Origin of the sequence: Enterococcus italicus (assembly GCF_023743875.1) — a bacterium.
Lineage (GTDB): Bacteria > Bacillota > Bacilli > Lactobacillales > Enterococcaceae > Enterococcus_G > Enterococcus_G italicus.
In genome coordinates this window covers 611,403-622,792 of record NZ_JAMRVB010000001.1, presented here as the reverse complement: position 1 = coordinate 622,792, position 11,390 = coordinate 611,403, and the positions used below count along the sequence as shown (strand labels likewise).

The window sequence follows — 11,390 nt, the reverse complement described above, 5'->3', positions numbered from 1 at the left end:
TTATAAAAAAAAGAGCAACTATTGCTCTTTTTGATTATTGGATTAAATCGTAAATTTCCATAGCAACAATATCAATGTTATCAAATTGATACGGTTGATTTGATTCTGCTTCGGTTAATTCAAATGTTTCAGTTGAACGATCATAGGTAACTGTGCACTTTTCAACGCCATCTTTTTCAAAACGTCGTACTTGAACTTCATTATCTTGTGCTTCGACCATTGCTTCAAGACGTTTGATAATAGCGACTAATTGCGAACTCTTCATTCGGCAATCCTCCCTTTCCTTACTTCTGTTACATTGTAACAGAAGCAAGGTTAACTTGCATTTGTTTTCAGGAAAAAAAATATCTTTTTAAGATTTTTTTTCATTCTCCCACCAAAGTTTGATTAAAGCCTGTGTACCATCATTTTCAAATCCTTGATCTGCTAATTGTTCATACAGTCTTGTTGCTAAGGAAGTGCTAGGTAAGTCAAAATTCATCGCTTTGGCTTCATCGAGCGCTATTTTCAAATCTTTAATAAAGTGTTTTACGAAGAAACCTGGTGAATAGTCTTCTTTAAGAATTCTTGGCCCATAATTCAACATCGACCAATTTTCTGCACTCCCGCCACCAAGAGTATGGATGACTTTTGGTAAATCCAAGCCTGCAGCATTGGCATAGACAAGCATTTCAGTCATTCCCGTCATCGTACCTGCAATCATGATTTGATTCGCCATTTTTGTATGCTGGCCGCTTCCTGCACCACCATGAAAGGAGTACGTCTTACCTACAATTTCAAAAAATGGGAGAACTTTCTCGTACGTTTCTTTCCCACCACCTACCATGATGGTTAAGGTCGCATTCTTGGCCCCTAAATCCCCGCCTGAAACTGGAGCATCTAAGCTGGCCGCTCCCACTTTTTGAGCTTCATGATAAATTTTTTCGGCTAGAGACGGCGTACTTGTCGTAAAGTCAACAAGTGTTTTCCCTGCTAAATTCGCTTTAAATAAACCTTTATCACCAAAGTAAATTTCTTCCACATCTTTAGGATAGCCAACCATTGAAAAAACAAACTCAGCATTCGTAGCAACTTCTGTCGGGGTGTCACACCAAGTCGCTCCATCGTTTACAAGATCATCAGTTTTTGATTTAGTACGATTGTAGACATATAATTCATGCCCAGCATTTTGCAAATGTTGTACCATAGCATGGCCCATTACACCAGTACCGATAAATCCAAGTTTCATTTTTCATTCCTCCAATCAAAAATCACAAGTCTAGTATAAGCTATCCTTGTGATTTTAAGCGAATATTTTAATCGATAGATGATCTTTTTAAGCTTGGTAACTTCATTTTCATCTTTTTTAAGATAACTTCTTCTTGCTTTTCTTCTCGTTCCAACTGATTTAGGGCAATCAAATCTTCATAAAATTCAATAATTTTCGCTCCGAATTTTTCAGCAGATATCTCATATAGTTTCTTTGCTAAGATAGCGGGATCCATCGCTATCTTTTGATCTACATAATTGATGACTGCATTTGCAAAGTCTTCATCGGTCTCAAAGGTAGTTCCTAAGCAATCGTAATTGATTAAATTATTTAGGTAATCATTTCCTTCAACGATCAGCTGTGTTCCAGCTGCCATCGCTTCCGTGTACGTCAAGCCTTGCGTTTCAGAGGTTGACGTACTAACAAAATAGTCGGCTGCATGATAATAGATTGCTACTTCATTATTCGGAACTTCTCCGACAAAAGTGACAAACTTCTCGACTTGTTTCTGCTTGACCAAAACTTCTAAATCTTCGCGATATGGTCCATCACCCACGATAACTAACTTCACATTTGGTTTCATTTTTAAAATAGCTGGTAGTCCATAGATTATTGCCTGAATATTTTTTTCATATGACAAACGACTCAATGATAGCAACATCACCTGATTTTCATCAATCCCTAATGACCTACGTGTCTTTTGTGACATTTCAGGTGTGATATCTGGACGTTCAAATTTGTCTATTTCAATACCTGTTGGAATAATTCGCATTGGGATCGATACACCATACTCTTTTAAGGTCTTAATGACTCTTTCACTAGGGCAAATCACACCACTGGAATGATTCACAAACAAGCGAGAAAAATATTTGACATGAGCTGGTCGTATAACTTTTCCATTGGCAATATAATGCAAATAGTCTTCATACATCGTGTGATACGTATGAACAACAGGAATTTTCATTTTTTTACCAACCATTTTACCTAAAATACCAGCACCAAACTCAGTGTGTGTATGAATTAAATCTAGCTCAAGCTCTTTCGCTATCAAATAGGCATACCACATTCCTCTTACAACGACACGGCGATCGGTGAAAGAGACAAATGGCACACTCGGCATGCGAATAATTCCTTCATCAAATCGCGGAGCATTTGGGTCAGTAGTCGTAAAAATATACACTTGATGACCATGCTCTTCTAGCTGGTCTTTTAATGTCTTAATGGATGTCGCTACTCCACTCACCTGTGGAAAATAAGTATCCGTGAAGAAACCAATTTTCAAGAATAGCACTCCTCTCTTATGAACGATATTTTTTATAGGTAGTCATATAATAGTTATACCAAAGCTTTGCAACTGCCCTTTCAGAATATTTCTGAGCGGCTCTTTGAGATGCTTGACGCCACTGAGCCAATTTAGGACGATCAGAATCCAAGACAGCTATCTTTTGTTGCATATCCGCTCGATCTTTACAGCCAATATAAAAGCCTTCAATGACTGATTGATACAACTCTAGCTCTCTTACCATCACCGGCGTACCGCAATTAAAGGCCTCTAAAATGCTCATTGGAAATAATTCGTTATATGAAGGCAGTAAAAAAATGGTGGCAATATTATAATAATCAACTAATGTCTCACGGTCAACAATTCCAGGAAAGAACAAATTTTTAGGTGGGTTTTTATATACTTTTTCATAGTCAGCATACCCGTCTGTAATCTTCCCGAATGAAAAACCGCCCGCCCAAATAAACTTCCATTGAGGGTTGTCTTTGGCAAGTTGGATAAAATCGTCCAGTCCTTTTCTTTTTTGAATCTGACCCACACCCAAAATGACCATATCGCCTTCATCATACCCTAATCGAGAGCGAATCTGATTTTTTTGTTCTTCAGTCTTTTCATAAAACTCGCTTTGTGAGACAAAGTTAGGAATATAGGTGATCTTGTCCTGGTCGCATCCTGTGCGCAATAATGCGGGGATAAAGCTTGGATTCACGACGACCAACTCATCCATCCGTCGATAAAAATCAAGCAAATACCAATTAAAAATTTTTTGGAATGGTTTATATAATTCAATACTTCCCTCTAGTGTCTCTGGTAAAAAATGAACATAACCAACTCTTACTCCCCTAGCTTTTTTTAAAAAAGTAGACAAATAAAAGGGGAAATTCACTGTATGATAATGGGAAATATCTGCTTTTTTCCAAGAATTAATCTTTATTTTAAATTCAGTCGGAAATTCTCTACGCAACATCTTAACAAGCTCTAAATAGGCACTGCCAACTCCTTGCCCTTTGACCTCATCAGCGCGCGAAAACATAGTGATTTTTAACATGCGAGTTCCTCTCTCCAAGCTAACAGCTAGTTAACAAATCTATTTTTATCTATTATATCATAGCTTTGTGTCATTCAAATAGCTCGGGCTAATGATTCTGAAACAAAAAAAGAGCTACATAGAAGGATATCCTTCTATGTAGCTCACTTAAGACTAGCCTATTCAGCGTACTCTTGAACCAATGCGACAACTTCTTCCATTGTATCACAATCATTCAAGGCACGATTTGCTAACTCTTGCATTTTTGTTGTGTCCAATTTTTTCATTAAGCTACGTGTCTTCAAGATTGAAGTAGCACTCATAGAGAACTCATCTAAGCCAATACCCATTAATAATGGAACCGCCGTTTGATCGCCCGCCATCTCTCCACACATACCAGCCCATTTACCTTCAGCATGCGCAGAATCAACAACATGTTTGATTAGGCGTAAAATTGAAGGGTTATAAGGTTGATACAAGTAAGAAACTTGTTCGTTCATTCGGTCAGCAGCCATTGTGTATTGAATTAGGTCATTCGTTCCAATACTGAAGAAATCAACTTCTTTTGCAAACTTATCCGCAAGAACAGCTGCTGCAGGGATTTCAATCATAATACCAACTTGAATATCATCAGCGACTGCAACACCTTCGTCAACGAGTTTTTGTTTCTCTTCGTTGTACAATGCTTTTGCAGCTCTAAATTCTTTCAAAGTTGCTACCATTGGGAACATAATGCGTAAATTACCATGCACAGATGCACGCAATAATGCACGCAATTGTGTACGGAACATATCGTCTCCTAATGAAGACAAGCTAATTCTTAACGCACGGTATCCTAAGAATGGGTTCATTTCGTGTGGTAATTTCAAATAAGGTAGCTCTTTGTCGCCACCGATGTCCATTGTACGAACAACAACTGGTTTGCCATCCATACCTTCCAATACTGCTTTATATGCGTTGTATTGGTCGTCTTCAGTTGGAAAATCAGGAGAATCCATGTACAAAAATTCTGTCCGGTACAAACCAACCGCTTCAGCACCATTATTGTTTACACCAGTCAAATCTTTTGGTGTACCAATATTGGCTGCTAATTCAAAATGCTTGCCATCTGCAGTCACAGTTTTAGCAAGTTTTAGTTTTTCCCATTCAGCTTTTTGTGCTGCGAAGTCTTCGCCAGCTTTAAGAAACTCTGCTTTTTCTTCTTCAGTTGGTTTGACAATAACATCTCCAGTAATACCGTTTACTGCCACAATTTCATCAGCTTTAACTTTCGCTGTAATTTCTTTTGTACCTACGATTGCAGGGATTTCTAACGAACGAGCCATAATAGCCGAGTGAGAAGTCCGTCCACCGATATCTGTTACAAAAGCTTTTACATATTGACGGTCTAGTTGTGCCGTATCACTTGGTGTCAAATCATGCGCGATAACAACGACTTCTTCATTAATCATTGAAGGATTTGGCAGCGTTACTTGTAACAAGTGAGCCAAAATACGCTTCGTTACGTCGCGGATATCTGCTGCGCGTTCTTGCATGTACGCGTTGTCATCCATTGTTTCAAACATAGAAATATACATATCTGTCACTTCTTTGAGTGCAGACTCTGCATTTACTTTGTTATCAGTAATGTTTTGTTTAATTTGTCCAATTAATTCTGGATCACTTAGCACCATCAAGTGTGCATCAAAAACCTGTGCTTCGGCTTCGCCTAAAGTCTTGGCAGCTTTATCACGAATAAATTGCAAATCTTGTGTTGACTTTGCTAAAGCTTCATCTAAACGTTTTTCTTCAGCATCTGTGTCAGAAACACTTACTTTAGAAAATGATAAATCTGGTTGAACTAATAGGTATGCTTTTGCAACAGCTACTCCATCACTTGCCGCAATTCCTTTTAGCTTTTCAACCATTATTCAGATAAACCTTCCTTTTGCATTGTTTCAGTAATTGCTGCAATTGCTTCAGCTTCGTCAGCACCTTCAGCTGAAATAGTCACGTCAGAACCTTGACCAACACCAAGAGACATAACACCCATGATAGATTTTAAATTAACTGATTTACCTTTGTATTCTAGGTTAACATCAGAATTAAATTTACTTGCTGTTTGCACCAATAATGTTGCAGGACGTGCATGGATTCCTGTTTCAGCTACTACATGAAAATCTTTCTTTTCCATAATGATCAATCTCCTTCATTCAACGAATAATTTTTTTAGAGTTTGCTCCTCTCATCTGAGTTTGTTCAGAAGAAAACAGTACCCCTTCAATTGTTTAGATTACCATTTTTTTCGTTCTTAGACAACCGTTTTACTGGGATATTCCTATTATTCATTATTTTTTATAACGATACGTAATCTGCCCATTCAAACTAGCCTCACCTACAAAGGCATTTCGGTCTTCTTCCTTCAGCCATACTTCTCGAAATGTTAAAAACTCTTCTCGGTTTACGACTAGCTCTACACAGTTACCTTGCCTCAATTCCTCAAGCTCTTGTTTATAATCTCGCATACTCCTCACCTCATGTTATAGTTTATATTTTTATTATAATTAAGAATAGTGAAAAACCAAATTGTTGAAAGTTTTTTATTTTTTTGTATAATTACTTTAAAGGTCAATATTGGTCAATCAATACTGACTTAATTTATGAAAAGAAAGGTCGTGAGCCCATGCTTTGTCAAAATTGTGGAAAAAATGAAGCAACTATCCATTTGTATGCTAACGTTGCTGGCCAACGCAAACAAATTGATTATTGTCAAAGTTGCTATCAAAAAATTAAGGCTCAACAAGAAGGAAGTGCTGGTCAAATGATGCAAAAAGATCCATTTGGATTCGGAAATTTAGATGACTTTTTCCGTCAAATGTCACAACAAATGAACTCTTCTAATAATACCCAAACCCCACCTACTCAAACTGGAGGCGGCAATAACCAACCACCTAGAGATAACGGTTTACAAGGTATTTTAGGTGAATATGGGATTAACATGACTAAATTGGCACGCGAAGGAAAAATCGATCCTGTTGTCGGTCGCGACAAAGAAATTGAACGTGTCATTGAAATTTTAAATCGCCGAACTAAAAATAATCCTGTTCTAGTAGGTGAACCGGGTGTCGGAAAAACTGCGGTTGTAGAAGGATTAGCCCAAAAAATCATTGACGGTGAAGTCCCTCAAAAACTACTAAACAAAGAAGTCGTTCGATTGGACGTTGCTTCACTGGTACAAGGTACTGGAATCCGAGGTCAATTCGAAGAACGGCTGCAAAAATTGCTGCAAGAAATCAAAGATGCTGGAACTATTATTCTATTCATTGATGAAATTCATGAAATTGTTGGTGCAGGATCGGCTGGAGATGGGAATTTGGATGCCGGTAATATCTTAAAACCCGCACTCGCTCGTGGCGAAATCCAACTTGTCGGAGCAACAACCTTAAATGAATACCGAATCATCGAAAAAGATGCTGCCCTTGAGCGAAGAATGCAACCAGTCAAAGTCAACGAACCTTCTATTGAAGAAACAATTCGTATTTTAAAAGGGTTGCAACCAAGGTATGAATCTTATCATCATGTGCACTATACTGATGAAGCAATCAGAGCTGCAGCAGAACTATCAAATCGCTACATTCAAGATCGCTATCTGCCAGATAAAGCAATTGACTTACTCGATGAAACAGGTTCAAAAGAAAACTTAACCATTCAGTTTACTGACCCTAAATTAATCGAACAAAAATTACAATATGCCCAAGAGCAAAAAAACTTAGCGTCACGTGAAGAAGATTATGAAAAAGCTGCTTACTATCGTGATCAAGTGACCAAATTACAAAAGCTTAAAGAAAAACAAGTATCCGATGAAGATATTCCTGTCATTACGGAAAAAACGATGGAAAAATTGGTCGAACAACGAACAGGTATTCCAGTCGGGGAACTAAAAGAAAAAGAACAGACACAATTGCGTAATCTTGCAGACGATATTAAAAAACATGTCATCGGTCAAGATGAAGCTGTAGACAAAGTAGCAAAAGCTATCCGTCGTAATCGTATCGGACTTGGCAAGAAAAATCGTCCAATTGGTTCGTTCTTATTTGTCGGTCCAACTGGTGTCGGTAAGACCGAGCTTGCTAAGCAATTAGCCTATGAATTATTTGGATCAACAGAATCCATGATTCGATTTGATATGTCTGAGTACATGGAAAAACATAGCGTCTCAAAATTAATCGGTTCGCCTCCTGGTTATGTCGGCTATGAAGAAGCTGGTCAACTAACAGAACAAGTACGTCGCAATCCTTACAGCTTGATTCTTTTAGATGAAATCGAAAAAGCCCATCCCGATGTCTTGCATATGTTCCTCCAAATCCTAGACGATGGTCGATTGACTGATGCACAAGGCCGAACCGTTAGCTTTAAAGATACCTTAATTATTATGACAAGTAATGCTGGTACAGGCAATGTCGAAGCAAGTGTTGGCTTTGGTGCGTCCATTACTGGTACAAATAAATCGGTGTTAAACCAATTATCAAACTATTTTGTCCCTGAATTTCTTAATCGCTTTGATGGCATTATCGAGTTTAAAGCCTTACGCAAAGAACAACTACAAGCTATTGTCGGCTTGATGATTGATGAAGTAAATGACATGTTGCACCAACAAAAACTGCACCTTGATGTGCCAGTGGCTGTTCGAGAAAAGATAGTCGAACTAGGCTACAATCCTTCAATGGGAGCTCGACCACTTAGAAGAACCATTCAAGATACGCTGGAAGACGGTGTAGCAGAATATTACCTAGATCATCCTGAAGTGCATGACTTGCAAGCGACATTAGATGACAACGAGCACATTTTAATTGAAGCGCAAACTGAACCAGTTGTAATCAAAGAAAGTGTAGAAGACTAAGTAAAAGGAGTGTGATTAATTTTGTCACACTCCTTTTACTATGGAAAATTTAAAGCAAATTCTTTTTTTTTTTTGATTCATTAGAATTAGAAAACCACTTTTTTGGTCTTTTACCTAAATAAATGTGTGCTTTTCGTGTTTTCTACTTTCTATTTTTTATAAAACTAATTATAATTAATTATGAATATAAGTTTTTTTATTCCACAACGAAGAAGGTGAGAAAATGAAACTAATTAACGTAACCAATAGCCATTCTAGACTAGTCATGCAACAATTAGAGAATACAGACGCGGAAATGGTAAAAGTGTATACTGCTGGAGACATTACAGTTGTATATACAGTAGCACCGACTCATTATGAAATATTATTAATCAATAAAAAAAGAGCGATCAAACCAACTGAAGTTGAAGATATTCGCGCCTACTTCTTAAAAAAAATTCCTAGCGAAAATTACAATACCTCCGAGATATCCATGATTCAGACTCCTGGTCTAGTTGAAATTTCTATTCCTCGAACAAACACCGTTAACCGTTAAAAAGTGCCACTGCATTTATTTGCAGTGACACTTTTTTTCTTACATCAACTTATGCAATTCAATCTGTGGGTACTTTTCCATAAACCATCTTTCAGCAAATTGATTTTCAAATAAAAACAACGGCTGGTCGAAACGGTCTTTCGCTAAGATATTGCGACTAGAGCTCATCCGTTCATCCAAATCTTTCGGATCAATCCATCGGGCAATCTTATGGCCAAGCGGTGTCATAATGACTTCTGAGTTGTATTCATTCATCATACGATACTGGAAGACTTCAAATTGTAGCTGTCCTACTGCTCCCAAAATATATTCATCCGCTAAGTAAGTTTTGTACAGTTGAATCGCACCTTCTTGGACTAACTGATAAATGCCTTTATGAAATGACTTTTGCTTCATCACGTTTTTAGCCGTGACTTTCATAAATAGCTCCGGCGTAAACGATGGCAATTCTTCATAATTGATTTTTAATTTACCTTCTGTTAACGTATCTCCAATTTGATAATTACCAGTATCGTAAACCCCGATAATATCCCCGGCAACTGCTTGCTCGATATTTTCTCTCGCATCAGCCATAAATTGTGTCACGTTGCTTAGCTTCATTTTTTTACCTGTTCGCTGTAACGTCACATCCATGCCGCGTTCAAATGTTCCTGAACAAATTCGCACAAAGGCAATACGGTCACGATGGGCCGGATTCATATTTGCTTGAATTTTAAAGACGAATCCTGAGAATTCTTCCTCATCTGGACGAATCAATTCGCCATCGACTGTCATATTGCTATGCGGCGCAGGTGCGAATTTTAGGAATGTTTCTAAAAATGTTTGCACACCAAAGTTCGTTAATGCCGAGCCAAAAAAGACAGGCGTTTGATTTCCTTTTGCGATTTTTTCAACATCGAATGTATCGCCAGCTTCTTTCAATAATTCAACCTCTTCTAATACTTGATGATATAAGCTGTTCTCAGTTAATGCATGATTGCCTGAAAGTTCACCATTCGCATCTAACTTAACAAAGCGTTGATCCCCATATTGCTCAGGACGATAAAATTCAATGCGCTCATTATAAATATCATATAATCCTTCTAATCCCCGTCCCATACCAATCGGCCAATTCATTGGGTAAGACTCAATATCCAATAGTTCCTCTAATTCTTCTAATAAGTCTAATGGTTCCCGACCATCACGATCCAACTTATTGATGAAGGTGAAAATTGGGATTCCTCTTTTTTTCACGACTTGAAAAAGTTTCTTTGTTTGCGCTTCAATCCCTTTGGCACTATCAATAACCATGACGGCACTATCCACTGCCATCAGTGTTCGATAAGTATCTTCAGAGAAATCCTCATGTCCTGGCGTATCTAAAATGTTCACTTTTTTATCTTGGTAATCAAATTGCATCACTGAACTTGTCACAGAAATCCCACGTTGTTTTTCAATTTCCATCCAGTCAGATTTGGCAAAATTGCCTGTTTTTTTTCCTTTTACAGTTCCTGCTTGGCGAATAGCGCCGCCAAATAATAATAACTGCTCTGTGATAGTCGTTTTCCCAGCATCAGGATGGGAAATAATCGCAAATGTTCGCCGACTATCTACCTGTTCTTTTAAATTTGTATTTTTCATATAGTGTCACTCGTTAAGAGCACTTGCCTCCTCTTATAGCTTGTCTTACTTACACAACTGATTTAGTATAGCATGATTTGAATGGTAAAAAAAGATTCCCTTTAGCAAGTAGCTTTTTCTTTTAAATTTTATTGGCGGTAGTAATAGGTTTCTGGTGAATAGTTTCCGCCTTGTTGCCCTATGACAACTCGTGGTCTAGATGTATCCGAGCGATCGCCGTCAGGATTTTCAAAGCCAATTTTAAATAATCCTAAGGCTGCACCTGTCGTACCATCAGTCAAACTGGCATATGGAATCGTACTCGTTTGATCCGAATTTTCCACGCCATGGACAGTTAAATTCTTATTTGTAGACCCGTCAGAATAAATAATTAACGTATCTTCTGTACCATTTTCCCACGTACCTACTAAAGAAGAAAAATTATTATTGTTAATTTCTTCAATATTTAAATCTGTTTCAGCTTGGTTTTCAGATGGTTCGGTTACCAACTATTGACTACTGGTACTTGTTACTGAGGTAGTTGAAGTAGTGCTAGTCAGTTCACTTTTTGAAGTCGATGAACTCGTTTCTTCGGCACTTTGACAGCCACTTAGTAAAAGTACTGGTACAAATAATAAAAATAGTTTTTTCATGTCCCTTCCCCCTAATTCGTGTTCTTGATTTTACCCATTTAATAAGATTAATCGCCTTATCTTTATTTTACTATATGAGTTGTGATATGGCGAAGTACAAAAAGGACGTGTGACAAACTTCTGTCACACGCCTTAACATACATAACCGATTTATAAAAGCTACTCT

General features: G+C 37.7%; 12 protein-coding genes. 2 read left to right on the top strand and 10 right to left on the bottom strand.

The window, feature by feature from the left end:
* Positions 1-34: 34 nt before the first annotated feature.
* From NE257_RS03010 to NE257_RS02980, 7 genes are all read right to left on the bottom strand, one after another.
* The gene (locus NE257_RS03010) at positions 35-265 is read right to left on the bottom strand and encodes a YkuJ family protein (protein ID WP_007208594.1); all 231 of its coding nucleotides are present in this window, start codon (positions 263-265) and stop codon (positions 35-37) included.
* Positions 266-352: 87 nt separating this feature from the next.
* Complete coding sequence (locus tag NE257_RS03005) at positions 353-1,228, bottom strand: NAD(P)-dependent oxidoreductase (protein ID WP_251855287.1); 876 nt, start codon at positions 1,226-1,228, stop codon at positions 353-355.
* Positions 1,229-1,295: 67 nt separating this feature from the next.
* Complete coding sequence (locus tag NE257_RS03000) at positions 1,296-2,531, bottom strand: glycosyltransferase family 4 protein (protein WP_040366784.1); 1,236 nt, start codon at positions 2,529-2,531, stop codon at positions 1,296-1,298.
* 16 nt (positions 2,532-2,547) lie between these two features.
* Complete coding sequence (locus NE257_RS02995) at positions 2,548-3,579, bottom strand: glycosyltransferase family 4 protein (protein WP_251885751.1); 1,032 nt, start codon at positions 3,577-3,579, stop codon at positions 2,548-2,550.
* 158 nt (positions 3,580-3,737) lie between these two features.
* The gene (gene ptsP, locus NE257_RS02990; protein ID WP_251885750.1) at positions 3,738-5,465 is read right to left on the bottom strand and encodes a phosphoenolpyruvate--protein phosphotransferase; all 1,728 of its coding nucleotides are present in this window, start codon (positions 5,463-5,465) and stop codon (positions 3,738-3,740) included.
* Positions 5,465-5,731 carry a phosphocarrier protein HPr gene (locus NE257_RS02985; RefSeq protein WP_007208599.1) on the bottom strand — a complete coding sequence of 89 codons (267 nt, stop codon included), beginning with the start codon at positions 5,729-5,731 and terminating at the stop codon, positions 5,465-5,467. Before NE257_RS02985 ends, ptsP begins: the two co-directional genes overlap by 1 nt.
* A 154-nt stretch (positions 5,732-5,885) precedes the next feature.
* Positions 5,886-6,062, bottom strand: coding sequence for a hypothetical protein (locus tag NE257_RS02980; protein WP_251854402.1), 177 nt, complete (start codon positions 6,060-6,062; stop codon positions 5,886-5,888).
* Between the two features lie 158 nt (positions 6,063-6,220).
* On the opposite strand from NE257_RS02980, the gene NE257_RS02975 reads away from it, so the two are divergent.
* Entirely contained in the window at positions 6,221-8,437 is a 2,217-nt protein-coding gene (locus NE257_RS02975) for an ATP-dependent Clp protease ATP-binding subunit (RefSeq protein ID WP_251851491.1), read from the top strand.
* A gap of 223 nt (positions 8,438-8,660) precedes the next feature.
* Entirely contained in the window at positions 8,661-8,972 is a 312-nt protein-coding gene (locus NE257_RS02970; protein WP_251851369.1) for a DUF1827 family protein, read from the top strand.
* 39 nt (positions 8,973-9,011) lie between these two features.
* On the opposite strand, the gene NE257_RS02965 is transcribed toward NE257_RS02970, so the two are convergent.
* From NE257_RS02965 to NE257_RS02955, 3 genes are all read right to left on the bottom strand, one after another.
* Positions 9,012-10,592, bottom strand: a complete 1,581-nt coding sequence (locus NE257_RS02965; protein ID WP_251851368.1) for a peptide chain release factor 3 — start codon at positions 10,590-10,592, stop codon at positions 9,012-9,014.
* A 128-nt stretch (positions 10,593-10,720) separates the two neighbouring features.
* Positions 10,721-11,080, bottom strand: a complete 360-nt coding sequence (locus tag NE257_RS02960) for a DUF6287 domain-containing protein (protein WP_251885749.1) — start codon at positions 11,078-11,080, stop codon at positions 10,721-10,723.
* On the bottom strand, positions 11,081-11,224 hold the full coding sequence (locus NE257_RS02955) for a lipoprotein (protein ID WP_251851365.1): 144 nt from the start codon (positions 11,222-11,224) through the stop codon (positions 11,081-11,083).
* Between the last annotated feature and the right edge of the window lie 166 nt (positions 11,225-11,390).

Bases quoted from the DNA above. Each gene is read 5' to 3' on its own strand.
- NE257_RS03010 (WP_007208594.1), bottom strand. From the start codon at position 265: ATGAAGAGTTCGCAATTAGTCGCTATTATCAAACGTCTTGAAGCAATG.
- NE257_RS03005 (WP_251855287.1), bottom strand. From the start codon at position 1,228: ATGAAACTTGGATTTATCGGTACTGGTGTAATGGGCCATGCTATGGTA.
- NE257_RS02995 (WP_251885751.1), bottom strand. From the start codon at position 3,579: ATGTTAAAAATCACTATGTTTTCGCGCGCTGATGAGGTCAAAGGGCAA.
- ptsP (WP_251885750.1), bottom strand. From the start codon at position 5,465: ATGGTTGAAAAGCTAAAAGGAATTGCGGCAAGTGATGGAGTAGCTGTT.
- NE257_RS02985 (WP_007208599.1), bottom strand. From the start codon at position 5,731: ATGGAAAAGAAAGATTTTCATGTAGTAGCTGAAACAGGAATCCATGCA.
- NE257_RS02980 (WP_251854402.1), bottom strand. From the start codon at position 6,062: ATGCGAGATTATAAACAAGAGCTTGAGGAATTGAGGCAAGGTAACTGT.
- NE257_RS02975 (WP_251851491.1), top strand. From the start codon at position 6,221: ATGCTTTGTCAAAATTGTGGAAAAAATGAAGCAACTATCCATTTGTAT.
- NE257_RS02970 (WP_251851369.1), top strand. From the start codon at position 8,661: ATGAAACTAATTAACGTAACCAATAGCCATTCTAGACTAGTCATGCAA.
- NE257_RS02965 (WP_251851368.1), bottom strand. From the start codon at position 10,592: ATGAAAAATACAAATTTAAAAGAACAGGTAGATAGTCGGCGAACATTT.
- NE257_RS02955 (WP_251851365.1), bottom strand. From the start codon at position 11,224: ATGAAAAAACTATTTTTATTATTTGTACCAGTACTTTTACTAAGTGGC.